The organism is Klebsiella sp. K-Nf6, assembly GCF_002806655.1.
Taxonomy (GTDB): domain Bacteria; phylum Pseudomonadota; class Gammaproteobacteria; order Enterobacterales; family Enterobacteriaceae; genus Klebsiella; species Klebsiella variicola.
In genome coordinates, this window is sequence record NZ_PIBN01000003.1 from 12,548 (window position 1) to 35,934 (window position 23,387).

24 protein-coding genes are annotated in these 23,387 nt (G+C 61.4%); 11 read left to right on the top strand and 13 right to left on the bottom strand.

Annotated elements, in window-relative coordinates:
• Positions 1-117: 117 nt before the first annotated feature.
• The 6 genes from murP to eefA form a co-directional block, all read right to left on the bottom strand.
• A complete protein-coding gene (murP, locus tag CWM61_RS06460) occupies positions 118-1,548 on the bottom strand; it encodes a PTS N-acetylmuramic acid transporter subunit IIBC (protein WP_074386907.1) in 1,431 nt (476 codons plus the stop codon).
• A gap of 24 nt (positions 1,549-1,572) precedes the next feature.
• The gene (gene murQ / locus CWM61_RS06465) at positions 1,573-2,475 is read right to left on the bottom strand and encodes an N-acetylmuramic acid 6-phosphate etherase (RefSeq protein WP_074386908.1); all 903 of its coding nucleotides are present in this window, start codon (positions 2,473-2,475) and stop codon (positions 1,573-1,575) included.
• A gap of 162 nt (positions 2,476-2,637) precedes the next feature.
• Positions 2,638-3,801, bottom strand: a complete 1,164-nt coding sequence (locus CWM61_RS06470; protein WP_074386909.1) for a multidrug effflux MFS transporter — start codon at positions 3,799-3,801, stop codon at positions 2,638-2,640.
• Positions 3,802-3,846: 45 nt separating this feature from the next.
• Positions 3,847-5,211, bottom strand: coding sequence for a multidrug efflux RND transporter outer membrane subunit EefC (gene eefC / locus CWM61_RS06475; RefSeq protein WP_074386910.1), 1,365 nt, complete (start codon positions 5,209-5,211; stop codon positions 3,847-3,849).
• Positions 5,212-5,214: 3 nt separating this feature from the next.
• Positions 5,215-8,322 (bottom strand): multidrug efflux RND transporter permease subunit EefB, encoded by a 3,108-nt coding sequence (eefB, locus tag CWM61_RS06480; protein ID WP_100630943.1) that lies wholly within the window; start codon positions 8,320-8,322, stop codon positions 5,215-5,217.
• Positions 8,322-9,446 (bottom strand): multidrug efflux RND transporter periplasmic adaptor subunit EefA, encoded by a 1,125-nt coding sequence (gene eefA, locus CWM61_RS06485; protein ID WP_074386912.1) that lies wholly within the window; start codon positions 9,444-9,446, stop codon positions 8,322-8,324. The genes eefB and eefA overlap by 1 nt, the downstream gene beginning before the upstream one ends.
• Positions 9,447-9,652: 206 nt before the next feature.
• On the opposite strand from eefA, the gene CWM61_RS29090 reads away from it, so the two are divergent.
• On the top strand, positions 9,653-9,775 hold the full coding sequence (locus CWM61_RS29090; RefSeq protein ID WP_046620780.1) for a hypothetical protein: 123 nt from the start codon (positions 9,653-9,655) through the stop codon (positions 9,773-9,775).
• Here the strand turns inward: CWM61_RS29090 and CWM61_RS29095 are convergent.
• Positions 9,735-9,851, bottom strand: a complete 117-nt coding sequence (locus CWM61_RS29095; RefSeq protein ID WP_162676795.1) for a hypothetical protein — start codon at positions 9,849-9,851, stop codon at positions 9,735-9,737. The two genes, CWM61_RS29090 and CWM61_RS29095, sit on opposite strands and share 41 nt — an antisense overlap.
• Between CWM61_RS29095 and CWM61_RS06495 the strand changes: the two genes are divergently transcribed.
• On the top strand, positions 9,826-10,242 hold the full coding sequence (locus tag CWM61_RS06495) for a GNAT family N-acetyltransferase (RefSeq protein ID WP_074386913.1): 417 nt from the start codon (positions 9,826-9,828) through the stop codon (positions 10,240-10,242). The genes CWM61_RS29095 and CWM61_RS06495 overlap by 26 nt on opposite strands.
• A 493-nt stretch (positions 10,243-10,735) precedes the next feature.
• On the opposite strand, the gene CWM61_RS06505 is transcribed toward CWM61_RS06495, so the two are convergent.
• The gene (locus CWM61_RS06505; protein ID WP_074386914.1) at positions 10,736-11,383 is read right to left on the bottom strand and encodes a TetR/AcrR family transcriptional regulator; all 648 of its coding nucleotides are present in this window, start codon (positions 11,381-11,383) and stop codon (positions 10,736-10,738) included.
• An 80-nt stretch (positions 11,384-11,463) separates the two neighbouring features.
• On the opposite strand from CWM61_RS06505, the gene CWM61_RS06510 reads away from it, so the two are divergent.
• Positions 11,464-12,957 (top strand): MDR family MFS transporter, encoded by a 1,494-nt coding sequence (locus CWM61_RS06510; RefSeq protein WP_074386915.1) that lies wholly within the window; start codon positions 11,464-11,466, stop codon positions 12,955-12,957.
• Here the strand turns inward: CWM61_RS06510 and CWM61_RS06515 are convergent.
• Positions 12,954-13,868, bottom strand: a complete 915-nt coding sequence (locus CWM61_RS06515; RefSeq protein ID WP_061152913.1) for a LysR family transcriptional regulator — start codon at positions 13,866-13,868, stop codon at positions 12,954-12,956. The two genes, CWM61_RS06510 and CWM61_RS06515, sit on opposite strands and share 4 nt — an antisense overlap.
• A 95-nt stretch (positions 13,869-13,963) precedes the next feature.
• On the opposite strand from CWM61_RS06515, the gene CWM61_RS06520 reads away from it, so the two are divergent.
• Positions 13,964-14,593, top strand: coding sequence for a pyridoxamine 5'-phosphate oxidase family protein (locus CWM61_RS06520; protein WP_074386916.1), 630 nt, complete (start codon positions 13,964-13,966; stop codon positions 14,591-14,593).
• Positions 14,593-15,063 (top strand): DUF1348 family protein, encoded by a 471-nt coding sequence (locus tag CWM61_RS06525; protein WP_016946126.1) that lies wholly within the window; start codon positions 14,593-14,595, stop codon positions 15,061-15,063. Before CWM61_RS06520 ends, CWM61_RS06525 begins: the two co-directional genes overlap by 1 nt.
• Before the next feature lie 20 nt (positions 15,064-15,083).
• On the opposite strand, the gene CWM61_RS06530 is transcribed toward CWM61_RS06525, so the two are convergent.
• Entirely contained in the window at positions 15,084-15,620 is a 537-nt protein-coding gene (locus CWM61_RS06530; RefSeq protein WP_074386917.1) for a carboxymuconolactone decarboxylase family protein, read from the bottom strand.
• Between the two features lie 116 nt (positions 15,621-15,736).
• Here CWM61_RS06530 and CWM61_RS06535 point away from each other — a divergent pair, with 116 nt between their 5' ends.
• The 3 genes from CWM61_RS06535 (at position 15,737) to CWM61_RS06545 (ending at position 18,458) form a co-directional block, all read left to right on the top strand.
• Positions 15,737-16,642 carry an AraC family transcriptional regulator gene (locus CWM61_RS06535; RefSeq protein WP_100630944.1) on the top strand — a complete coding sequence of 302 codons (906 nt, stop codon included), beginning with the start codon at positions 15,737-15,739 and terminating at the stop codon, positions 16,640-16,642.
• Positions 16,643-16,769: 127 nt separating this feature from the next.
• Positions 16,770-17,579, top strand: a complete 810-nt coding sequence (gene nlpA / locus CWM61_RS06540) for a lipoprotein NlpA (RefSeq protein ID WP_100630945.1) — start codon at positions 16,770-16,772, stop codon at positions 17,577-17,579.
• Positions 17,580-17,603: 24 nt separating this feature from the next.
• Entirely contained in the window at positions 17,604-18,458 is an 855-nt protein-coding gene (locus CWM61_RS06545) for a DMT family transporter (RefSeq protein WP_074386920.1), read from the top strand.
• Here CWM61_RS06545 and CWM61_RS06550 read toward each other — a convergent pair.
• Positions 18,448-19,008, bottom strand: a complete 561-nt coding sequence (locus CWM61_RS06550; protein ID WP_100630946.1) for an NUDIX hydrolase — start codon at positions 19,006-19,008, stop codon at positions 18,448-18,450. The genes CWM61_RS06545 and CWM61_RS06550 overlap by 11 nt on opposite strands.
• A 167-nt stretch (positions 19,009-19,175) precedes the next feature.
• On the opposite strand from CWM61_RS06550, the gene CWM61_RS06555 reads away from it, so the two are divergent.
• Both CWM61_RS06555 and CWM61_RS06560 read left to right on the top strand, forming a co-directional pair.
• Positions 19,176-19,955: an MBL fold metallo-hydrolase gene (locus tag CWM61_RS06555; protein WP_100630947.1), complete on the top strand. Its 780-nt coding sequence runs from the start codon at positions 19,176-19,178 to the stop codon at positions 19,953-19,955.
• 21 nt (positions 19,956-19,976) lie between these two features.
• Positions 19,977-20,930: a GlxA family transcriptional regulator gene (locus CWM61_RS06560; protein WP_100630948.1), complete on the top strand. Its 954-nt coding sequence runs from the start codon at positions 19,977-19,979 to the stop codon at positions 20,928-20,930.
• Here CWM61_RS06560 and CWM61_RS06565 read toward each other — a convergent pair.
• Complete coding sequence (locus CWM61_RS06565) at positions 20,927-21,976, bottom strand: NAD(P)-dependent alcohol dehydrogenase (RefSeq protein WP_100630949.1); 1,050 nt, start codon at positions 21,974-21,976, stop codon at positions 20,927-20,929. The two genes, CWM61_RS06560 and CWM61_RS06565, sit on opposite strands and share 4 nt — an antisense overlap.
• A gap of 370 nt (positions 21,977-22,346) precedes the next feature.
• Here CWM61_RS06565 and CWM61_RS06570 point away from each other — a divergent pair, with 370 nt between their 5' ends.
• The gene (locus CWM61_RS06570; RefSeq protein WP_100630950.1) at positions 22,347-23,045 is read left to right on the top strand and encodes a winged helix-turn-helix transcriptional regulator; all 699 of its coding nucleotides are present in this window, start codon (positions 22,347-22,349) and stop codon (positions 23,043-23,045) included.
• 51 nt (positions 23,046-23,096) lie between these two features.
• Here the strand turns inward: CWM61_RS06570 and CWM61_RS06575 are convergent, their stop codons facing one another.
• Positions 23,097-23,387, bottom strand: a complete 291-nt coding sequence (locus tag CWM61_RS06575; RefSeq protein WP_074386926.1) for a putative quinol monooxygenase — start codon at positions 23,385-23,387, stop codon at positions 23,097-23,099.

The window sequence follows — 23,387 nt, forward strand, 5'->3', positions numbered from 1 at the left end:
CCCGGGCGGCGGGGCAGGAAATGGTAGTCGGGCGCGGCGGCGGGTCCGGCAGACGTCACTGTTTTTGCAGACCCGGTAAGGCGAAGCCGCCACCGGGCACTACCCGACAGTCGCGTTCTAGCTTAAATCGACATTTTTACTGCCGAACAGCCAGGTGAGGACAAAGCCGCACAGGTAGGAGACCACCAGTCCACCGGCGTAGACCGCCATCCCGGCGTAAATTCCGCTGCCGGAGGTCATCAGCGGCAGCGCCACCAGCCCCGACGGGCCGAACACCGTGTTCAGGCCGACCGGCAGTCCCAGCCAGGCGATCAGTCCGACGAAGAAACCGCCGCAGGCGCCGCCGATACAGGCGGTGACAAACGGCTTCATCCGCGGCAGGGTGACGCCGTAGATCAGCGGCTCGCCAATCCCGAGGAAGCCCGGAATAATCGCCCCTTTAATCTGGGTTCGCAGCAGCGAATCGCGCTTCGCCCGCCAGAACAGCGCCAGTGCCGCCCCCACCTGCCCGGCCCCGGCCATCGCCAGGATCGGGAACAGCGAGTTGAAGCCCTGGGCGTCCACCAGCGCAAAATAGACCGGGACAAACCCCTGATGGACGCCAAACATCACCGCCAGCAGGAACAGGCCGGCCAGCACCGCCGAGCCAAACGGGTTGCCGTTAAGATGCAGGAACAGCCACGACATGCCGGTAAACAACCAGCCGCCAATCGGCATGATCACCGTAAAGGTCACCGCGCCCATGATCAGCAGGGTCACCGCCGAAGTCAGGATCATATCGAGGTTGGCGGGCATCACCCGCCGCACCTGACGCTCAACCCACGCGCCAAGGATAGCGGCGATCAATACGCCGATGATATTGCCGCGCGGGTCAATGCAGTGGCCGAAGAAGGTGGAAATGCCGGCGTAGAAGCCGCTGGTTGCCTCCGGGTTGTAGCCCAGCACGAACAGCGAGGCGATAATCGCGCCGTTCACGCCGGAGCCGCCGAACGCCTTCTGCGCGTTATAGCCAATCAGGATACTCAGGAAGGTGAACATCCCTTTGCTGAAGACCTTCATGTAGCCAATCAGCGCTACCAGACTGGCGTTCGGATGGGCGTTCTCCAGCACGAAGACCTGTTCCGCGAGGGTGGCGAAGCCCAGCAGCAGCCCGACGGCGATAAAGCCGGGGATCAGCGGCGTAAAGATGGTGGCGAATTTGGCGAGAAACTTCTGCACCGCGCTGGTCTGCTTGCCCTTCAGCGCCTGCTTTTTCTCTGCCGCGACGTCGGCCAGCGACGGCGCGGCGGGCGCCTCCTCCAGCAGGCCGTTCATCATCTCGGCGGCGGTTTGCGCCTTGCCGGGGCCGAGCACCACCTGGAACTGCTCGTCGCTGACGATCACCCCCATCACGCCGTCAATCTGGCGGATGGCGGCGCTGTCGGCCAGACTTTCATCGCGCAGGGTCAAGCGCAGGCGCGTCATGCAGTTGCCTGCCTGCGCGACGTTTGCGGCGCCGCCTGCGTGGGCGAGGATCCGCGCTATCATCTCTTTCGTTATTTTTGCCATTGCCCGTTACCTGTCTGTCGGCGCTCAGGTGTTGCTGAGCGCCTTGCGGATATAGCCGTTGTTTTTCGCCAGCAGCGACTGCGCCGCTTCGGCGCTTAAGTCCGCCAGCACCATCACGATCGCCGTTTTACAATGGCGGCCGCAGGCCTCCAGCGCCTTCCGGGCAGTGGGACGATCGCAGTCGGTCGCCTCCATCACGATAGAGACCTGGCGCTCGATCAGCTTGGCGTTGGTCGCTTCGACGTCGACCATCAGGTTGCTGTACACCTTGCCGACGCGGATCATCGCCCCGGTGGAGATCATGTTCAGTACCAGCTTTTGCGCGGTACCGGCTTTCAGACGGGTAGAGCCAGTGACCACTTCCGGGCCGACCACCGGGGTGATCGCCACATCCGCCAGCTGGGCCATTTCGCCATGCGGGTTACAGCTGACGATGGCGACAAAGGCATTCTGACGATGGGCGTATTCCATGGCGCCAATGACGTACGGTGTGCGTCCGCTGGCCGCCAGTCCCACCAGCACATCGCGGTGGCTGAAGTTCAGGTTCTGCAGGTCCATTGCCCCCTGCGCTTTGTTGTCTTCCACGTTTTCCACGGCGCTGAGAATCGCTTTATGTCCGCCGGCGATGATCCCCACCACCTGCTCCGGGCGGGTGCCGAAGGTTGGCGGGCATTCGCTGGCATCGAGGATCCCCAGTCGGCCTGAGGTGCCAGCGCCGATATAAATCAAGCGGCCACCGGCCTGCAGCGCCGTCGCGACCTTATCCACCACCTCGGCAATCTGCGGCAGATAGGGCGTAATCGCCTGGGCTACCTGCTGGTCTTCCTGGTTTATCACCGTCAGCATGTCGAGGGTGGAGAGGGTGTCAATGTTGGCGCTGTTGGCGTTGCGTCGCTCGGTCAGCAGTTTGCTCAGGTCGATACTCATAGAAACCTCGTTATTCTCAGTGGCGCGCAGTATAAGGAATTATTTATTCCTTGCCTGTGAAGAGTATCACGATTAGTACGCGGAGAATAATACGAGAATGGTAGGTATGGCGGGAAATAGTGCGGTAATAAATCTGGAATATTTTATTACCGCACCTGGCGTTTAGCGCGCGCTGCGCGGTTTGCTGAGGCCCAACAGTAGCGCCAGCAGGTAGCAGATGGCCATCGCGAAGCTCATTTTCAGCATCGTTTCACCACCGAGGCCCGCCAGCGGCGCGGCGATGCCGCCGAAGACAAACATCAGGGTGCCCATCAGCGCGGACGCGGTCCCGGACTGCGCGGCGTCGACGGCGCTCATCGCCTCCGCGCCGGCGACGGTGCTGATGCCGCTCATCAACGACACGGTAAAGAACAGGCCGATCAGCGCCAGCACCGGCAGCTGCAGCCAGGCAAACAGCAGCATGATCGCCGCACAGCCCACCGCCAGCGTCAGGCCGCCGCGCAGCAGACTTTCGGCACTAAAGCGGCGCGCCAGGCGGGAAAAGATCATCGCCGCGATAATCAGCCCGATACCGTTCAGACCGAACAGCAGGCTGAACTGCATGGCGCTCATGCCGTATTCGCTCTGCATCACGAAGGAAGAGGAGCCGATGTAAGAGAACAGCCCAGCCATCATAAAGGCCTGAATCAGGCAGAAGCGCAGAAAGCGGCGATTTTTCAACACCTGCTGGCCGGGCTGTTGGCGGGCGGCATGCGTTGCTGTGGCCGGGCGCGTTTCCCGCAGGATCGTCAGGCTCATCACCAGCAGCACGCCGCCAATGGCGGCCATCGTCCAGAAGAGAATTCGCCAGTCGAAGGCGGTGATGACGTAGCCGCCCAGCACCGGGGACAGCACCGGCGCAATGCCGTTCACCGTCATCAGCAGGGCGAAAAACTGGGTCAGCAGGGTGCCCTGGTATTTATCGCGGGCGATGGATCGCGACAGCACCGAGCCGCCGGCACCGGCGAAGCCCTGTAAAAAACGCCAGACAATCAGCATGTTGATATCCCGGGTCAGGGCGCACATCACCGAAGCGAAGATAAATAGCAGCAGGGACAGCGCCAGCGGTTTCAGGCGGCCAATGCGGTCGCTCAGCGGGCCGAAAAACAGCTGACCCAGGCCGAGGCCAATCAGCGCGGCGGTCAGCGACAGCTGGGTCTGGGTGCTGGTGGCCTGCAGCTGCTGAGTGATCTCCGGCAGCGCCGGCAAATAAAAATCCGTGCACAGCGGGCCGATACCTGACAGCAGGCCGAGGATCAGCGCCCAGGAGAGGGAAACACGTGGCATAACGATTCCTTACAGAAGCCGGGCGCGGCCGCCCGGCGGGTGAAATTAACTGGCGCCGCCGCCCAGCGACTGCCAGAGGGTGATCCGGTTATTGAGGTCGGTCTGCTGCAGGGACAGCAACGTCGTCTTCGCCGACCACAGCGTGCGCTGAGCGGTGAGCACCGACAGATAATCGCCGACTCCGGCCTGATAGCTCTTCATGGCGATATCCAGCGATGTCTGCTCGGCGGCGACGTACTGCCGCTGGGCATCGAGCTCTTCGCTCAGCGTTTCCCGGCGCGCCAGCGCATCGGCAACGTCCTTAAAGGCGCTCTGAATCGATTTCTCGTAGGTGGCGATCAGCCCCTTTTTCTCTGCTTCCGCATAGCGTAGCTGCGCCAGGTTGCTGCCGCCGGTGAACAGCGGCAGGCTGATGGAGGGGGCGAACGACCATACCTGCATCCCGTGGCTGAACAGCGACGACAGTGAGTCGCTGCCGACCCCGGCGCTGGCGGTCAGGGAAATCGACGGGAAGAAGTTCGCCCGCGCCGCGCCGATATCGGCATTGGCGCTCTTCAGATTGTGCTCCGCTTCCTGAATATCCGGCCGGCGCAGCAGCACCGACGACGACACACCCGCCGGCACCAGCGCGATGCTGTTATCCCCCAGACTCTCGAGAGTACCGGGCAGCAGGCTCTCCGGCACGGTTTCCCCCGCCAGCAGGTTAATGGCGTTTTTATCCTGCGCCACCAGCGTGCGATAGCTGGCGACGCTGGCGCGGGCCTGCTGATAGACGCTTTCCGCCGAGCTTACATCGCCGGCGGAAGCGGTACCCACCGCCATCTGGCGGGCGACGATGTTGCGCGAGTTTGCTGCGCTGTCCATGGTCTGCTGCGCCAGCGCCAGATTGCTATTATCCGTCGCCAGCGTCACCCAGGCGGTGGTCAAATCGGCAATCATCGTCAGCCGGGTATTCTGCGCGGTGAATTCGCTGGCAAGCCAGGTTTCGCGCGCCGCGCGCGACAGGCTCTGGTTCTTGCCGAACAAGTCCAGTTCGAAGCTGGAGACCGCGCCGTCGGCCTGCGAAGTGGAGCTCAGGCCGCTGGCTACCGTTTTGCTGCGGGTATGGCTCAGCTCGGCATCGACGGTGGGAAACAGCGACGCCCGCGTCTCGCCGTACTGGGCGCGCGCGGCCTCGATATCGGCCAGCGCTTTTTGCACATCGCGGTTGCTGTTCAGCGCGAGACTGACCACTTTTTTCAGCCGCGCGTCATTGACCACTTTCTGCCAGTCGCCGACCACCGCCGTCGATTCGCCGTGCGCCCCGGGCAGGGTGGCCGGCACCGGCGCGGCCGGGCGATCATAATGCGGGTCAAGCGAGACGCAGCCCGCGGTCAGGAGCGCGATAAACACTACACTCAAACGAAACATACCTTACTCCTGAGAAGGACGTTGGCGGGTGAAGAGACGTTTCACCAGCACGAAGAACAGCGGTACGAAAAACACCGCCAGCAGGGTGGCCGTCAGGGTGCCGCCGATGATGCCGGTGCCGATCGCCACGCGGCTGTTGGCTCCGGCGCCGGTGGCGATGGCCAGCGGCAGTACCCCGGCGATAAACGCCAGCGAGGTCATGACAATCGGGCGCAGACGGGTCTGCGCGGCGCGGATCGCCGCCCGGGAGAGCGAATACCCCTCATCCACGGCGGATTCAGCGAACTCCACGATCAGGATGGCGTTTTTCGACGACAGGCCGATGGTGGTCAGCAGCGCCACCTGGAAGTAGACGTCGTTGCTTAAACCGCGCAGCGTCGCCGCCAGCGCCGCGCCGAGCAGGCCGAGCGGGATGACCATGATCACCGAGAACGGCACCGACCAGCTCTCATACAGCGCCGCCAGGCACAGGAACACCACCAGAATCGAGATGGCGTAGAGGCTCATCGCCTGGCCGCTGGCGAGCTTTTCCTGCAGCGAAATGCCGCTCCACGCCCAGGTGGAGCCCGCCGGCAGGCTGTCGGCCAGCTTTTCCATCTTGTCCATCGCCGCGCCGGAGCTGAAGCCGGCGGCGTTTTCGCCCTGGATCTCAAAGGCGGCGGAGCCGTTGTAGCGCACCAGGCTTTCCGGGCCGTATTGCCAGTGGGTGGTGGCGAAGGCGGAGAACGGCGTCATGCTGTTATCGCTGCCGCGAACGAACCATTTGCCGAGGTCCGACGGCACCGCGCGCGCGTCGCTTTCGCCCTGGATATAGACCTTTTTCACCCGGCCGCGATCGATAAAGTCATTCACGTAGGTACCGCCCCAGGCGCTGGAGAGCGTATCGGTTACATCGCTCAGCGACAGCCCCAGCGAGACGGCTTTGTTGTTATCGATATCCACCTGCAGCTGCGGCATCTGCGGCAGATCGTTAGCGCGCACCGACTGCAGCTCGCTGCTCTGGTTGGCCGCCGCCAGCAGCTGGCTGCGCAGCTTCATCAGGCTGTCGCGGTCGGTACCGCCGCTGGCCATCAGTTCGAAGGTGAAGCCGTTGCTCTGCCCGAGACCGTCTACCGACGGCGGGGTCATGGCGAACAGAGTGGCGTCGCGGATCGTCCCCAGCGCTTTGGTGGCCCGCAGGGCGATGGCCTGGGCGGTATTGTCGTCCCCTTTGCGCTGCGACCAGTTTTTCAGCGACACGAAGGCCATCCCGGCGTTCTGGCCGCTGCCGCTAAAGCTGAAGCCGTCGACGGTGAAAATGACGTTGGTATTGGCTTTCTCTTTAGTGAGGAACCAGTCGGTCACCTGGCGGCGCACCTCAGCGGTACGCACCGCGGTGGCCCCGGCGGGCAGAGTATACTGGACCATGATCTCCCCCTGGTCCTCCACCGGCAGGAAGCTGCCCGGCAGCTTCCACATCGCCAGCGCCATCGCCCCGCAAATCAACGCGTAAGCGCCCATCATCACCGCGCCCCGGCGCAGGCCGCCGAGTACGCGGCGCTGGTAGCCCGCCTCCGTGCGCCCCCACAGGCGGTTAAACGCGCCGAAGAACCCTTTGGTGTGCGGTTTGGAGTGGTTGAGCAGCGCGCCGCACAGCGCCGGGGTGAGAGTCAGCGCCACCACCACCGACAGCATCATCGCCGAGATAATGGTGACCGAGAACTGGCGATAGATGACCCCGGTCGATCCGCCGAAGAAGGCCATCGGCAGGAACACCGCCGACAGCACCAGGGCAATCGCCACCAGCGCGCCAGAGATTTCGCCCATCGATTTTTCGGTGGCTTCGCGGGCGGGCAGCCCTTCGTCGCGCATAATGCGCTCGACGTTTTCCACCACCACGATGGCGTCATCCACCAGCAGACCGATCGCCAGTACCATGGCGAACAGCGTCAGGGTGTTAATCGAGTAGCCGAACAGGGCCAGCACGCCGAAGGTGCCAAGCAGCACCACCGGCACTGCCACCGCTGGAATGAGCGTCGCGCGGAAGTTCTGCAGGAACAGATACATCACGCAGACCACGAGAATGATCGCCTCGAACAGAGTCTGAATCACGTCCTCGACCGAGATTTTGATGAACTCGGTGCTGTCCTTCGGATAGGCGATATCGTAGCCCTGCGGCATCTGACGCTGGAATTCGGCGATTTTGCTTTTCACCAGGGTCGCGGTATTCAGCGCATTGGCGCCGGGGGCCATCATCACCGCGATCCCGGCGGCCGGGTGGCCGTTCAGATTGGCGGTGGCGGTGTAATCCTCGCTGCCCATCTCCACCCGCGCGACATCACTCAGGCGCACTACCGAGCCGTCGGCCTGGCTTTTCACGATGATCGCTTTGAACTGGTCAGGGGTTTGCAGCCGGGATTGCGCCCGCACGGTGGCGGTCAATTGCTGGGCATTGGACGACGGTAGCGCGCCGATTTTACCGGCGGAAACCTGCACGTTCTGCGCCTCAATCGCCGACTGGACGTCGGAAGGCATCAGCGAGTAGGAGGCGAGTTTGGTCGGGTCCATCCAGACGCGCATCGCGTATTCGGCGCCGAACACCTGCAGGCTGCCGACGCCCTCCACGCGCGCCAGCGGGTCCTGCATATTGCTGACCAGCCAGTCGGAGATGTCGGAGCTGGTGGCGCGGTTGGTTTTGTCATACACCGCGAGGATCAGCAGGAAGCTGCTCTGCGATTTTTCCACCGTCACGCCGGACTGCTGGACTTCGCTCGGCAGCCGCGATTCCGCCTGCTGGACTTTGTTTTGCACCTGCACCTGGGCGGTGTCCGGGTCGGTCCCCTGCTCAAAGGTGACGGTGATGCTGACCGAGCCGTCGGAGCTGCTGGTGGAGCTGAAATAGAGCAGGTGGTCGAGCCCGGTGAGCTGCTGCTCGATGACCTGGGTGACGCTGTTCTCCAGGGTTTCGGCGGACGCCCCGGTATAGGTGGCGGAGATTTTCACCGCCGGCGGGGCGACGTCCGGATACTGGCCTACCGGCAGCGTGCGGATCGCCAGCACCCCGGCGAGCATAATCAGAATGGCGATCACCCAGGCAAAGACCGGGCGACGCACGAAGAAACGGGAGAACATCAGGCATTGCCTCCGTTGTTGTTAACGGCAACGACCTTCACTGTCTGTCCGGGGGCCACTTTACTGGTGCCTTCGACAATCAGCTTATCGCCCGCTTTCAGGCCGCTCAGCACCAGCCATTTATCGCCATAGGTGTCGCCGGTTTCCACGGTACGCTGCTCAACTTTGTTGGCGGCATCGACCACCAGCGCCGTGGCGTCGCCTTTGGCATCGCGGGTGATCCCCTGCTGCGGGGCGAGGATCGCGTCGTTCATGATGCCTTCATCGATGCGCGCGCGGACGAACATCCCCGGCAGCAGGACGTGCTGCGGGTTGGGGAAGATCGCGCGCAGGGTCACCGAGCCGGTGGATTCATCGACGGCAACTTCGGTAAGCGCCAGACGCCCTTTTTCCTGATAGGTGCTGCCATCTTCCAGGGTTAACGTCACGCTGAGGGTATCGCTGTTGCTGGCCAGGCTTTGTTTGCGTAAACGCAGGAGATCGACGCTGGATCGCGTCAGATCAACATACATGGTGTCGAGCCCGCGGATCGTCGCCAGCGCGGTATCCTGATCGGCGGAGACCAGCGCCCCCGGCGTAACCGACGAGATGCCGATGCGCCCGGCAATCGGCGCGGTGACGGTGGTCCAGTTCAGGTTGATGCGCGCGCTCTCCAGCGCTGCTTTCTTCGATTCCACGCTGGCCTTGTCCTGGGCGCAGGTGGAGGCGGCGTCGTCGGCATCCTGGCGGGAAACGCCGTTATCCCTGACCAGCGACGCGTAGCGCTGGGCCTTCTGGCAATCGGAGACCACCAGCGCCTGGGCCTGTTTCAGCGCGGCCGCCGCTTCGTTCCAGGTCGCGCGATAGCTGGAGGGATCGATCTGGTAAAGGGCCTGCCCGGCCTTCACCATATCGCCTTCGGTAAACAGGCGTTTCTGGATGATGCCGCCCACCTGCGGGCGTACTTCGGCGCTGAGCGAGGCGGTGGTGCGGCCGGTGAGCTGGCTGACTACCGGAACCGGCTGGCTTTGCAGGGTGACCACGCCCACTTCCGGCGCGGGTTGCTGCGGGGCAGATGTCTGCGCATTATCGCATCCGCTAAGGAGAAATAATGCTGTCGCGATGGGAGCTATGATGTATTTCATTATATTTTCTCAAGATATAAGACGTCCGCCCCGTTTATTTAAAAACGAGGGAATAGGTTGGGCGCTGAGGCATTTTCGGGTGAGCGAAAATGACAAAAAAGGAACACAGATGTTCCTGAACGTGATTGTTATTGTGTCTCCGTTGAAGCCAACCTCTTCGGTCTTCAGGAGGTGAAAAGCGCATCTCCTCTGGTTTTGTGGTGAGAATGATCATTCTCATTTTTCTCCATTATACGATCCGCCGCGATAATGGAAAGGTTTTTTTGCTTACTTTTAGAACGCAAAAAATTAAGGCAAATAATCATGGAGAAAATAAGAATATTTTGTGAAAGTGGAGAGGGAAAATAACGATTCGGCATCGCAATACTGGAGATAGTTAATGACACTAATCATTACAAAAAGCATTAATCCCGACGATCAACAAGAATTGCTTGCCGGTCTGCGGCACTATAATCAGCAGTATCTCGATGCGGCGCAGTTTGGCGATCTGGGGGTTTACTCCCGCGATGCGCAAGGGGTGATGCAGGGCGGGCTGATTGCCAAACGCAAGGGCAACTGGCTGTGCATTGAGTATCTGTGGGTCAGCGAGACGACGCGCGGGCGCGGGCTGGGGAGCGAGCTGATGCAGGAGGCGGAACAGCAGGCGCAGGCGCTAGGCTGCAGCCATCTGCTGGTGGATACCTTTAGCTTCCAGGCGCTGCCGTTTTATCGAAAATTAGGCTATCAGCTGCAGATGTCGCTGCCCGACTTCCCCCACGCAGGCATGCAGCGCCACTATTTGTCGAAGGCGCTGTAACGGTAGTGGTATCCCCGGGCGGTCAGGTACCGTACCTGTGGTTGTGCCGGATGGCGGCATAAATGCCTTATCCGGCCTACACAGTCCTCCCGTCGTTTCGTCCCACCCAGGACCGGCAAGCGCAGCGCCGCCGGGCAGGATATCAGGCACGGCACCTGTATTCTTGCCGGGTGGCGGCTGTCGCCTTACCCGTCCTGGGGTTCGTGCTGTGCCCGCCATGATGCCGAGCGGCCTGTTGTTGATATACCCACTTGCGCGACTGAAACTGCCGGTGCTGGCCGGAGCCCGGGGGTACAGGGGGCGGCGGCGACTGACCGCCCCCTGTGCGCTCCCTGCGCCATAAGAGACATAGCGCAGAAGAAATATCGGGAGCGCAATCTGCCCGGACATAACACGGGAGTGGTAGCCCTGCTAAGCGTAGCGCGAGCAGGGAAAATCCCGGATGGCGGCGCGTGGCGCCTTATCCGGGCTACAAAAGCGTCAAAACCACGCCTTAACCCCCGATGCCGTGGCCCATTAACGCCAGCGCGTGGCTGATGATGGTCTGGCGGTTGACCGCCTGTAAACGCGGATCGCTGTGAATGCGTGAAAATGGCACCAGCACCAGGCTAATCACCGTGGTAAACAGCAGCTCCGGCGACAGCGCCGGATTGATCTTGCCCTCCAGCTGCCAGCGACGCACCGTCTCCAGCATCACCTGAAAACGCTCCTCGCCGAAGCGGGCATCCATATGCTGACGCAGGATCGGCATCTCGCCGATGATCTCCTGCATCCACAGCGGCGCGAACCAGGCGTTTTTCTCCGCCATATGCGCCAGCGTCTCGACCATCATCGTCAGCGCCAACACCGGGTCCTGCGGATGATCGACAAAAATGCGGCTGATGTGATTGCGCAGCGGCATAAAGCGCTCCTCAATCAGCTGGGTCACCAGCGCTTCCCGGGAGCTGAAATAGTAATGCAGCATCGCCGGCGTCACCCCGGCTTCTTTGGCGATGGCGTTCAACGACACGCGAGCCGTCCCGTCGCGGGCAAACAGCGTCAGGGCAATGTCCATCAGCTGTTCGCGGTTGGCGGTACCCGGTTTTTTACCGCGCGGCCGACCCGGGCGGCGGGGTGCATCCTGATCCTTTTGTGCTGTCATGGTATGGCGATCTCTTGACCCGACTCATTCTTTCACTAAATATTAATTATGCATTTAATTAATTTCAAGCGAGCGTTGTAATGACTTCTGAAGTCGCTAACCCACCGGTGCAGTCGATACGCCTGCTGTTCAGCGCATTGCTGTTGGTGATGTTGCTCTCGGCGTTGGATCAGACCATTGTCTCCACCGCGCTGCCGACGATTGTCGGCGAACTGGGCGGGCTGGACAAGCTTTCCTGGGTGGTCACGGCCTATATTCTCAGCTCCACCATCGCGGTGCCGCTGTACGGGAAATTCGGCGATCTGTTCGGTCGCAAAATCGTGCTGCAGGTGGCGATTGGGCTGTTTCTCGTCGGCTCCGCGCTCTGCGGGCTGGCGCAGAATATGACCCAACTGGTGCTGATGCGCGGCCTGCAGGGGCTCGGCGGCGGCGGCCTGATGGTGATCAGTATGGCGGCGGTCGCCGACGTCATCCCACCCGCCAACCGTGGCCGTTATCAGGGGCTGTTCGGCGGCGTCTTCGGCCTGGCGACGGTGATCGGCCCGCTGATCGGCGGTTTTCTGGTGCAGCACGCCTCCTGGCGCTGGATCTTCTATATCAACCTGCCGCTCGGCCTGTTCGCGCTGCTGGTGATCGGCGCGGTATTCCACAGCAGCAATAAACGCAGCCAGCATCAGATTGACTGGCTGGGGGCGATTTACCTCAGCATGGCGCTGCTGTGCATCATTCTGTTTACCTCGGAAGGGGGCAGCGTCCATGCGTGGAATGACCCGCAGCTGTGGTGCATTCTGGCCTTCGGCATCGTGGGGATCATCGGCTTTATTTACGAAGAGCGGATCGCCGCCGAGCCGATTATTCCGCTGGCGCTGTTCCGCAACCGCAGCTTCCTGCTGTGCAGCCTGATTGGCTTCGTCATCGGCATGTCGCTGTTCGGGTCAGTCACCTTCCTGCCGCTCTATCTGCAGGTGGTGAAGGAGGCGACGCCCACCGAGGCCGGGCTGCAGCTGATCCCCCTGATGGGCGGCCTGCTGCTGACCTCGATTATCAGCGGGCGGATTATCAGCCGTACCGGTAAATATCGCCTGTTTCCGATCCTCGGCACCCTGCTCGGCGTCACCGGCATGGTACTGCTGACCCGCATCACCATTCATTCGCCGATGTGGCAGCTATACCTGTTTACCGGTGTGCTGGGGGCGGGTCTGGGGCTGGTGATGCAGGTGCTGGTCCTGGCGGTGCAGAATGCGATGCCGGCGCAGATGTACGGCGTCGCCACCTCCGGCGTGACCCTGTTCCGCTCGATTGGCGGCTCCATCGGCGTGGCGCTGTTTGGCGCGGTGTTCACGCACGTGCTGCAGAGCAACCTGCAAAAGCTGTTGCCGGAAGGCGCGGTGCTGCCGCCGGGAATGAATCCGGTGGCGGTTCAGCACCTGCCCGCGGATATCCGCCTCGACTACCTCGACGCCTTCGGTGCGGCGATCCACGCGGCATTTCTGATGGCGGCCGGCATTATGGCGGTGGCGTTTGTCCTCTCCTGGCTGTTAAAGGAGGCACCGCTGAAGACCGCGGTGCATTAAGCGGCGCCGGCGATGCGCAGTAGTGCCTGACGCAGCGCCGGTGCGGCAAAATCGATAAATTTCCTCAGCTTAAGTGGCGCCAGATCTCGTGCGGTATACAGCAAATGGACCGGCGCGGGGGCGGGCTCGACGCTTTCCAGCAGCAGACGGAGCTCCCCGTGGCGCAGGCCATCCAGCGCCTGATAATGCAGTAAGCGGGCCACGCCCACGCCCAGCCGCGCAGCATCGGCGGCGCTCTCCGGCGTGGTGACGGATAGCACCGGCGGCAGGTTAATCAGCTGGTCCTCGCGCTCAGCGGCGCGAAAGCGCCAGCCGCGATAGGGCATCGGCGATTCAATGCGGATGATCGGCAGCGCCGCCAGATCGCGCGGCCGCTGCGGCTCGCCGTATTTCGCCAGCAGCGCCGGATGGGCGCAGGCCACAATCCGCATGGTGCCAAGGCGGGTGGCCACCATGCTGCTGTCCGCCAGGTCGCCAATCCGCACCGCCAGATCGACATGGTCGCTCACCAGGTCAGCATTGCGATCGCTGAGCAGCAAACGGACGCGAATTTGCGGGTAGCGGGCGATAAATTCACCGATCACCGGGAGAACGTGCTGACGGCCAAACATCGTTGGCGCGGAGATCACCAGCTCGCCCTTCGGTTCCTGATATTCGCCCGTCGCCTGGCGTTCGGCGTTTTCCACCTCCTCAAGGATCCGCCGCGCGGCGGCGACATAATCGACCCCGGCGTCGGTGAGCGTCAGTTTGCGGGTCGTTCGCGCCAGCAGGCGCACGCCCAGCGCACTCTCCAGTTCACCGATATGGCGGCTGACGGTGGTCAACGGCATATTCAGCGCCCGCGCCGCCGCCGACATGCTCCCCAGCTCGGTCACTTTCACCAGCAGCGCCATCGCGCTTAATCGATCCATTATTCTCCCGTTTTCCGGAAAGATGATTGCCACTTAACCCGTATTATCATTCTTCACAGTACAGTCCATGATGGCGCCAGACAACAGGAGGCGCTATGGCAGCAACCTTTCTCGATATCGCCATCACCCCGGACGTGATGGATGTGCAGCATGAAATGGGCAGCGACATGCTGTGGCAAACGCCGCACAGTCGCCGCCAGGCCGACCGCTTCGGCGACAGCGAAGCGGGGATGATCGCCACCCGCGACAGCTTTTATCTGGCGACGGTGTCGCAGAGCGGCTGGCCCTACATTCAGCATCGCGGCGGCCCGGTGGGGTTTCTGCATCTGCTGGATGACACCACCCTGGCGATGGCCGATTTCGGCGGCAACCGCCAGTACATCACTACCGGCAATCTGCGCGGCAGCGACCGGGCCTGCCTGTTTTTGATGGATTATCCGCGCCGTGCCAGGCTGAAAATCTACGCCACCGTCGAAGTCCTGGCGGCAGAGGACCACCCGGAGCTGCTGGCGCAGGTGGCGCCGGCCAACTATCGCGCCCGCATTGAACGCCTGTTTCTTTTTCATTTGCAGGCGTTTGACTGGAACTGCCCGCAGCACATTACGCCGCGCTACAGCGCGCAGCAGGTGGCGGAGTACAGCCAGAACTTGCAGCAACGTATTCATGACCTGGAGCAGGAGAATCAGCGCCTGCAGCAGCAATTATCCTCAAAAGGAGACTCCTGATGAATGAGCAACGTCCCCCGTTACCGCCGTTTACCCGCGACAGCGCTATCCAGAAGGTCCGCGCCGCGGAAGATGGCTGGAACAGTCGCGATGCCGAAAAAGTCGCTCTGGCCTACACCGTCGATAGCGAATGGCGCAACCGCAGCGAATTTGTCCACGGCAGGGGGCAAATTGTTGAGTTCCTGCAGCGAAAATGGCGCAAGGAGCAGCAATACCGGCTGATTAAAGAGCTGTGGGCATGGCAGGAGAATCGCATTGCCGTGCGCTTCGCCTATGAGTGGTGCGACGACAGCGGCAACTGGTTTCGCTCGTATGGCAATGAGAACTGGGAGTTTGATAAGCACGGACTGATGCAGACGCGCTACGCCTGCATCAACGATCTGCCGATCGCCGAAAGCGAGCGCCTGTTCCACTGGCCCCAGGGGCGCCGCCCGGACGATCATCCGGGGCTCAGCGATCTGGGGCTGTAAAACCGGCGCGGCGCGACGGATTAATCGGCTTTCGGGAAGTCGACCACCGTGTCGTTAACCCGGTTCACCATGTTGGTGAACAGGATCGCGCTGATGGCGCTGATAATATCAATCACCTGCTGGTCGCTAAAACCGGCGTTGCGCAGCGCGGCGACGTCGGTTGCCGGCAGGGTGCCGGTGGTGGTCACCAGAGTCTGCGCAAATTTCACCAGCGCATCAAGCTGCGCCTCTTCCGTATACTCCCCGCGGCGCAGGGCGTGGATCTGCTCGCTGCTGAAGCCGGCTTTTTTCGCCATCAGGGTGTGCGCGGCCAGGCAGTAGTCACAGCCGGTGGCTTCGCTGACCGACAGATTAATCGCTTCCAGCTGTTGGGCGCTGAGGCTGCCTTTATGGAGCATCGCATTGTGCGCCAGCGCCTGCTGCAGCGCCGCCGGCGAGTGGCCGCCGATGGTGAGATAGGCGTTCGGCACTTTGCCCATCGCTTTTTTGATCCCGGCGAAAATATCGGCGGCTTTGCCGGTGGCGTCTTGTTCACGGATATCTGCTAAACGGCTCATGGTTAACTCCTGTTGTTATCGAGGGTGTGTTGGCAATGGGGTCATCTTAGGCGCTTGCCGCATGCTAGACTGGCGGTCTTCGTCTCACCTTTTTGTCTTATCGTCTCAGGAGAAGCATGGACAGTCTCAGTCATCTGCTGGCGCTGCTGGCGCCGCGCTGTGAAGTGAACCTGCACTGTCGCTTCGGCGGCCGCTGGCAGGCCGGGCACCAGCAAATGCGCAGCGGCGTGGTGCCCTGGCACGTGGTGCTGCGCGGCGAGGGGCGGCTCAACGTCGGTGGCCAAACCCATCACCTGCGCGCGGGCGATGTCGTTCTCCTGCCCCACGGTTCGCCACACCTGATGGAGAGCCTGGTGGAGTGGGGCCAGGTGCTGCCGGTGGCGCACCGGTTTAACGGCACGGTGACGGAAATGCGCGCCGGCCCGACGGAGGGGGCGCTGGAGATGCTGTGCGGCGAATTCTATTTTGGTCCGCACGTCAGCTGGCTGTTCAGTGAAGCATCGACGCTGATCCATCTCCATACCGATGCGCGTGAAGACTGCCCGGAGCTGGACGCGCTGCTTAATATACTGGTGCGCGAGAGCCTGACGCAGCGTCCCGGCGGCAGCGCCATCGTGCGCAGCCTCGGCGATACGCTGTTGGTGCTCCTGCTGCGCATGCTGCTTGGTGAGCAACAGCCGCCCGGCGGACTGCTGCGCCTGATGAGCGATGAACGCCTGATGCCGGCGGTGCTGGCGGTGATGGCGACCCCGGAGCAACCGTGGACGCTGGAAAGCATGGCCGCCCGCGCGTTTCTGTCGCGGGCCACCTTTGCCCGTCACTTTGCCCGCGTCTATCACCTGACGCCGCAGGCGTGGCTGTCGCAGTTGCGAATGGCGCTGGCCGCCCGGCTGCTGCGCCTGGAGCGTCAGACCAACCTCGAGGTCATTGCCGAACGCTGCGGCTTTCAGTCGCTGGCGTCATTCTCGAAGCGCTTCAAAATGCGCTATGGCGTGACGCCGGGCGAGTGGCGACGGGGCTAGCGCGTCGCGTTCCGCGAAGATGATTTTATTTCCAGTTGCGTGGTTTGCTGTTTATTACCCGACCCGAAAGTCGCTATAGTTTTGCACGAAAAAAACAATGACAGTCAGGACAGACAGGGTGAAGAGGATGAGATTACGTTTACGGGCCGCCGCCGCAGTGGTGCTGGCGGGTCTGGTGCTGGTCGGCTGCGACCAAAAGGGTAATGAAGCGAAGCACATTAAGGTCGGCGTGATTAACGGCGCCGAGCAGGATGTGGCGGAAGTGGCGAAGAAGGTGGCCAAAGAGAAGTACGGTCTGGACGTCGAGCTGGTGGGATTCAGCGGCTCGCTGCTGCCTAACGAATCGACCAACGCCGGCGATCTGGACGCCAACGTCTTCCAGCATCGGCCTTTCCTTGAGCAGGACAACAAAGCGCATAACTATCATCTGGTGGCCGTCGGCAATACCTTCGTCTTCCCGATGGCCGGCTATTCGCGCAAGATCAAGTCAGTCGCCGAACTGAAAGACGGCGCGACGATCGCCATCCCCAACGACCCGACCAATCTCGGGCGGGCGCTGCTGCTGTTGCAAAAAGAGAAGTTGATTACCCTCAAAGCCGGTACCGGCCTGCTGCCGACGGCGGTGGATATCACCGACAACTCGCATAACCTGAACATCATGGAGCTGGAAGGGGCGCAACTGCCGCGCGTACTTGACGATCCCAAAGTCGATGTGGCCATCATCAGCACCACCTATCTGCAGCAAACCGGGCTGTCACCGGTTCGCGATGGTATCTTTATCGAAGATAAAAACTCGCCCTACGTGAACATCATCGTGACCCGAGAAGACAACAGGGACGCGGAAAACGTGAAGGAGTTTATGCAGTCGTATCAGTCGCCGGAGGTGGCGAAGGCGGCAGAGACTATCTTCAACGGCGGCGCGGTGCCGGGCTGGTAAGCTAAAACACAGGGAGAGGCGCGTATGGTACGCCAACGGCAGGCCGATCTGCTGCTGATTGCCGCGACGGTGATTGCCGCCTGCGGCTGGATATTTTCCCGCGAGGCGATCGCCGGCATGCCGGTTTTCGCGTTTCTTGGGCTGCGCTTTTTCTTCGCCGCGCTGCTGCTGCTGCCGTTCTGCCGCGGTTTTCGCCCGCAAAAGCAGCACTGGCCAAAGCTCATCATCAGCGGACTCTGGTTTGCCCTCAACCTCTGCCTGTGGATCTACTCGGTCTCCACGACGGCGTCGCTCGGCGAAGGGGCGTTTATCATGAGCCTGTCGATGATGTTCGTCCCGCTGACCGCGTGGGTGATGATGAAGGTACGCCCGCCGCGCGCCTGGTGGGAGTGCCTGCCGATCGCGGTGGTGGGACTGGGGCTGCTCAGTCTGCATATGCCGATAGCCTTCCACCCCAGCCAGGGCTGGTTTTTGCTGACGGCGCTGGTGCAGTCGATCTGGTTCTGTTACACCAGTCGCTGCGCGCGTGAAGTGCCGCTGATCCCCCTGACCACCGTGCAGCTGGCGATCACCGGTATCGTCGGGTTGACCATCTCCGTTGCCGTTGAACGCTGGGACCAGCCGATGACCCTGCCGACTCTCGGCTGGCTGGTGGCCAGCATTGTCATCGCCACCAGCCTGCGCTTCGGTCTGCAGATGAAGGGGCAGAAGTACGCGGCGGTGGCCAGCGCGGCGATCATCATGGTGCTCGAACCGCTGCTGACGGTCATTGCCGCCGCGCTGTGGTACGGCGAACAGCTGCCGCTGCAGAAAATCATCGGCGGCGTGCTGATCCTGGTGGCCCAGCTGTGGTTCCGCTGGCGGATGCTTAAGCCGTAAGCGGGCCGCTTCGCCGCTGCGCCATCAGCTGCAGCAGCGGCACCAGCGACAGCCCGTCCGGCATCTCGCCGCGGGCGATCAGCTGGTTTATCTCCTCAAAGGTAAACCAGCCGGTTTCCATTACCTCATCCTGATCCGCATCCATCCCCACCCAGTGTAAATCGGTAGCCAGCCAGGTGATAAACAGCTGATCGCTGCTGCCGTAGGAGGGGTTAAAGCGAATGATCTCCTTGACGCGTTGCGCCTGCCAGCCGGTCTCTTCCCGCAGTTCGCGCAGCGCGGCGACCGCCGGGTCTTCCCCTTCATCGACGCCGCCAGAGGGGATCGCCCACACCACCTTATCGATCAGGTAGCGGTAGTGGCGAATCAGCAGTACTTTCTCATCCTGAATGGCCACAATCCCCACTGCCGGGCGCGGATAGTGAATGGCGTAAAAGTCGCGGCGCTCGCCGGGGGCGACATCAATACCCACCTTACGCATGCTGAACCACGGCGTCTCGGCGATGACCTGCGGGTCGTGCATATCGGCGGCGGTCAGTTTCTTTTTCATTGTGCCACTCCTGTCAAAAATTGAGCCTTAAGAACAACATAGCCGGAGGCGGATGGCAACTGCCGCAGGTTGGCCCGATTTCATCGATCATTGCCCAAATGCCCCTGTTGAGCCAGGCTGGTACTCAGTACGATGTTCGTCAGATGACCCCACAGAGGAACGCCAACATGAACATCACCCATATCCGTAATGCGACCCAGATGATTGACTACGCCGGGAAAAGATTTCTCATCGACCCGATGCTGGCGGACAAGGGCGCCTGGCCAGGTTTTCCCGGCACCGCGCGTAGCGAGCTGCGCAATCCGCTGGTTGAGCTGCCGTTTTCCCGCGATAAAATTATCGATGTTGATGCAGTGATCGTCACCCATACCCATGACGATCACTGGGACGCGGCGGCGATCGCCGCGATCCCGAAAACCCTGCCGGTGTTCGTCCAGCATGAGGCCGACGCCGCGCTGCTGCGCAGCCAGGGATTTCAGGATCTGCGCCTGCTGTCGGCAGACAGCGAATTTGCCGGCGTGCACCTGCAGAAAACCACCTCCGGCCAACACGGCAGCGACCGGATCTACGCGGTGCCGGCGATGGCTGAACGCCTGGGAGAAGCCTGCGGCGTGGTATTTCGCCATCCGCAGGAGAAGACGCTGTGGCTGGTGGGGGATACTATCTGGCGCGATGACATTGCAGCCGACCTGCTGAAGCTGCGCCCGGACGTGGTGGTGTTGAACGCCGGCTACGCCCACGTCATCGGCTTTGGCCCGATTATCATGGGCAAAGAAGATCTCCTGAACGTGCACTTCACCCTGCCGGAAGCGAAAATCATGGCTATCCACCTCGAGGCGGTCAACCACTGTCTGGTGAGCCGGGAAGAGATGCGCCAGTATGCGGTGGATAATCAGATTGCCGATGTGGTGTGTATCCCGCAGGATGGGGAAACCGTGGTTTATTAACATACGCAAGGGGAAAGGACGATGAAACTCACCGACGTGGCGATTGTCGCCGTAGAGGGCTTTAGCCCGTTTCACTACGCCGTCCCCTGCATGCTGTTTGGCGATTCGGTCTCTGAAATCAAACGCTTTCATCTGCACATTTGCGCCGAGCGGCCGGGGTTGCTGCGCGCCCGCGATGGTTTTGCGCTGTACGCCACCGGCGATTTCGCCGCGCTGGAACAGGCGGATATCGTGGTGGTGCCTTACTGGGGCGAGGTCGACCGGCGTCCGCCGCAGGCGCTGCTTGATAGCCTGGTGCGGGCGCGGGATAACGGCGCGGAGATTGTCGGCCTGTGTCTCGGCGCGTTCGTCCTCGGCTACGCTGGGCTGCTGGACGGCAGGCGAGCGGCGACCCACTGGGAGTTCGAGCAGGATTTCCAGCGCCTGTTTCCGCAGGTGCAGCTGGATATCAATGCCCTGTATGTGGATGACCAGCGGGTGATCACCTCGGCGGGCACCGCGGCGGCGCTGGACTGCTGCCTGTATCTCATCCGCCAGCGTTTCGGCAGCCTCGCGGCCAATCAGATCGCCCGGCGGATGATTGTTTCGCCGCACCGCGAAGGCGGCCAGGCGCAGTTTATCGCCCAGCCGGTGCCGAAAAACACCCGCGATGCGCGGATTAACTGCCTGCTGGATTATCTGCAGCAGCATATTGCCGAGCCGCACAGTCTCGATTCGCTGGCCCGGGTGGTGGCGATGAGCCGCCGTACCCTGACCCGCCACTTCGCCCGGGCGACCGGGATGAGCATTACCGACTGGCTGACCGCCGAACGTCTGCGCCGCAGCCAGAGTCTGCTTGAGGCGGGCGATCTGCCGGTCGAACAGGTGGCGGAGGCGGTGGGTTATCTTTCAGCGGTCACCTGGCGCCAGCAGTTTAAAGCGCGCTTTGGCGTCAGCCCGGCGGAGTGGCGACGCACCTTTCGCCGCGGCGCTTAGCCGGCGAGGGTCGCACTGTCGATCACGAAGCGGTATTTCACGTCACCCTTGACCATTCTTTCCCAGGCTTCGTTGATCTCATCGCCGCGGATCAGCTCGATATCGGCGACGATGCCGTGTTCGGCGCAGAAGTCGAGCATCTCCTGAGTTTCCGGTATACCGCCGATCATCGAGCCGGCAATCGACCGACGGCGGAAGATCAGATTGAACACTTCCGGCGACGGATGCGGCGTGGCCGGAGCACCCACGAGGGTCATGGTGCCATCGCGTTTCAGCAGCGTGGTGAAGGCATCGAGATTGTGCGGCGCCGCCACGGTGTTGAGGATAAAATCGAAGCTTTTGACGTGGGCCGCCATTTCGTCTTCATTGCGCGACACCACCACGTCATCAGCACCCAGCGCTCTGGCTGCATTACGCTTGGATTCGGAGGTGGTAAAGGCCACCACGTGGGCCCCCATGGCGTGGGCCAACTTGATCCCCATATGCCCGAGGCCGCCAATGCCGACCACACCGACTTTTTTACCCGGTCCGGCGTGCCAGTGGCGCAGCGGCGAGTAAGTGGTGATCCCGGCGCACAGCAGCGGCGCGACGGCGGCCAGCTGCGCTTCGGGATGGGTTATCCGCAGTACGTAGTGTTCTTTGACCACGATCTGCTGGGAATAGCCGCCCAGCGTGTGGCCCGGCGCGTCCTGGGTCGGGCCGTTATAGGTCAGCACCATGTGGTCGCAGTAGTTTTCCAGCCCCTCAGCGCACTCTTCGCACTGTTGACAGCTATCGACCATGCAGCCGACGCCGACCAGATCGCCGACGGCGTAGCGCGAGACGGCGTCGCCGACCGCGGTCACCCGACCCACAATTTCATGCCCCGGCACGCAGGGATAGTGCGTTCCCGCCCATTCCGATCGCGCCTGGTGGAGATCGGAGTGGCAGACGCCGCAGTAAGCGATGGCGATCTGTACATCCTGTGGCCCCGGCTTGCGGCGGGTGATGGCCATTGATTCCAGCGGTTGGCTGGCGGAGTAGGTACCAATAGCATTGATCAGCATAGCGAAACCTCTTCTTGATGAATGGACTCAATAGAACGGGAGGGGAATGCGGGTGGTCAGTGGCATCGATAAGCGTAGCCTGGACTGGCCGAGATGCGAGGGGGAAAGCGGTTGAGAAACCCTCAGGCGCGGCGTTAGCCAGCGCAGTAAATAATAAGGTGGCCTTATCTTTATAGCCGCTAAGCCTTATAGGTATTTACGGCAAATAGTATTATTTATTCCTGTAGAATAAAGATAAATAGTTATTGCAGATAATGATGCTTACACTCTTTTTATCCCCGTAACGTCTTGTCTTTTATTCGTTATTTCACCTGTTGATACTATGATTCTCAACGAATCACTTTTTCAACCTGACCGATGGCATAAAACCATGTCGATACCTGCAGCCAGCCTCTCTACTGACCAGGCGTTACCGTCTTTTTATTACGGAAGACAAACAAAGCCGTTATTCGCGGTGGAATCCCTGTTATCTGCGTTCCTGACCGCCAGCTCGCCCTTTGCGCTGCCGCGATCGACCTATTATCGTTTTCCGCCTACCCAGGCTGAATCCGGATTAATTCTGCTCGAAGAGGGGATTGCCTCGCTATGCCATGCGGAAAACAACATGGTGATATCAACGATATTTTCCCCTTCGCTATTGGGATTAATCGATGGTTACGGCGTCTTTAACGGTATTCCGGAAAAACACCACTGCTCTCTGTTTGCTGAGACAGATTTGCGCGGACACTGGATAGGGCATCAGGCCGCGGTCGAGATCCTCAATGCGCAAAACTTGTGGCAGGAGATGGCCCATGTTCTGGCGCAGCGGCTGATGGTGTTATGCATGCGTTCGCAGGAGATGATGGGGGTGGATTCTTACCTGATGGTGCGAACCCTGCTAACAGAGCTGGCGGACTATCCGGAGGCATATCGTCGCCAAATCAACGTCCTGAGCTTTATTCAGCGCCGTACCAACTTGTCGCGTAGCCGCATTATGTCGATTCTGTCGGAGCTGCGTAAAGGTGACTATATTACGATCCATCGCGGTGTGCTGAGGACCATCGCTCACCCGCTTCCCACCCACTTTTAAGCCCGTGCGGCGGAGGGGCGTGATTTTCCCACCCCTCGTGAATCGAACCTGCTAAGGCTCAATCGCCGTCAGGTAGTCCAGCCGCAGCGGCTCAGCCAGCAGGAACTCCATCTGCGTCATAAACGCCTGAAAATAGGGCATCGCGACATGCGCATCGAGGGCGTCCTGTCCCTGCCACGCCTCGCGCATATAGAAGGTGTCCGGCGCGTCGCGCAGCTGAAACAGGGCGTAGTCGAGGTTGCCCGGCTCCTGTCTCGTCGGCAGGAGCAGCGCCTGCAGGGCCTGGCGCAGGGCGTCCGTCTGGCCCGGTTTCGCCTTGAGCACGGCGATAAGCGATATCAT

Excerpts from the sequence above, each read along its gene's own strand:
- murP (WP_074386907.1), bottom strand. The coding sequence starts at position 1,548 with ATGGCAAAAATAACGAAAGAGATGATAGCGCGGATCCTCGCCCACGCA.
- murQ (WP_074386908.1), bottom strand. The coding sequence starts at position 2,475 with ATGAGTATCGACCTGAGCAAACTGCTGACCGAGCGACGCAACGCCAAC.
- CWM61_RS06470 (WP_074386909.1), bottom strand. The coding sequence starts at position 3,801 with ATGCCACGTGTTTCCCTCTCCTGGGCGCTGATCCTCGGCCTGCTGTCA.
- eefC (WP_074386910.1), bottom strand. The coding sequence starts at position 5,211 with ATGTTTCGTTTGAGTGTAGTGTTTATCGCGCTCCTGACCGCGGGCTGC.
- eefB (WP_100630943.1), bottom strand. The coding sequence starts at position 8,322 with ATGTTCTCCCGTTTCTTCGTGCGTCGCCCGGTCTTTGCCTGGGTGATC.
- eefA (WP_074386912.1), bottom strand. The coding sequence starts at position 9,446 with ATGAAATACATCATAGCTCCCATCGCGACAGCATTATTTCTCCTTAGC.
- CWM61_RS29090 (WP_046620780.1), top strand. The coding sequence starts at position 9,653 with ATGATCATTCTCATTTTTCTCCATTATACGATCCGCCGCGATAATGGA.
- CWM61_RS06495 (WP_074386913.1), top strand. The coding sequence starts at position 9,826 with ATGACACTAATCATTACAAAAAGCATTAATCCCGACGATCAACAAGAA.
- CWM61_RS29095 (WP_162676795.1), bottom strand. The coding sequence starts at position 9,851 with ATGCTTTTTGTAATGATTAGTGTCATTAACTATCTCCAGTATTGCGAT.
- CWM61_RS06505 (WP_074386914.1), bottom strand. The coding sequence starts at position 11,383 with ATGACAGCACAAAAGGATCAGGATGCACCCCGCCGCCCGGGTCGGCCG.
- CWM61_RS06510 (WP_074386915.1), top strand. The coding sequence starts at position 11,464 with ATGACTTCTGAAGTCGCTAACCCACCGGTGCAGTCGATACGCCTGCTG.
- CWM61_RS06515 (WP_061152913.1), bottom strand. The coding sequence starts at position 13,868 with ATGGATCGATTAAGCGCGATGGCGCTGCTGGTGAAAGTGACCGAGCTG.
- CWM61_RS06520 (WP_074386916.1), top strand. The coding sequence starts at position 13,964 with ATGGCAGCAACCTTTCTCGATATCGCCATCACCCCGGACGTGATGGAT.
- CWM61_RS06525 (WP_016946126.1), top strand. The coding sequence starts at position 14,593 with ATGAATGAGCAACGTCCCCCGTTACCGCCGTTTACCCGCGACAGCGCT.
- CWM61_RS06530 (WP_074386917.1), bottom strand. The coding sequence starts at position 15,620 with ATGAGCCGTTTAGCAGATATCCGTGAACAAGACGCCACCGGCAAAGCC.
- CWM61_RS06535 (WP_100630944.1), top strand. The coding sequence starts at position 15,737 with ATGGACAGTCTCAGTCATCTGCTGGCGCTGCTGGCGCCGCGCTGTGAA.
- nlpA (WP_100630945.1), top strand. The coding sequence starts at position 16,770 with ATGAGATTACGTTTACGGGCCGCCGCCGCAGTGGTGCTGGCGGGTCTG.
- CWM61_RS06545 (WP_074386920.1), top strand. The coding sequence starts at position 17,604 with ATGGTACGCCAACGGCAGGCCGATCTGCTGCTGATTGCCGCGACGGTG.
- CWM61_RS06550 (WP_100630946.1), bottom strand. The coding sequence starts at position 19,008 with ATGAAAAAGAAACTGACCGCCGCCGATATGCACGACCCGCAGGTCATC.
- CWM61_RS06555 (WP_100630947.1), top strand. The coding sequence starts at position 19,176 with ATGAACATCACCCATATCCGTAATGCGACCCAGATGATTGACTACGCC.
- CWM61_RS06560 (WP_100630948.1), top strand. The coding sequence starts at position 19,977 with ATGAAACTCACCGACGTGGCGATTGTCGCCGTAGAGGGCTTTAGCCCG.
- CWM61_RS06565 (WP_100630949.1), bottom strand. The coding sequence starts at position 21,976 with ATGCTGATCAATGCTATTGGTACCTACTCCGCCAGCCAACCGCTGGAA.
- CWM61_RS06570 (WP_100630950.1), top strand. The coding sequence starts at position 22,347 with ATGTCGATACCTGCAGCCAGCCTCTCTACTGACCAGGCGTTACCGTCT.
- CWM61_RS06575 (WP_074386926.1), bottom strand. The coding sequence starts at position 23,387 with ATGATATCGCTTATCGCCGTGCTCAAGGCGAAACCGGGCCAGACGGAC.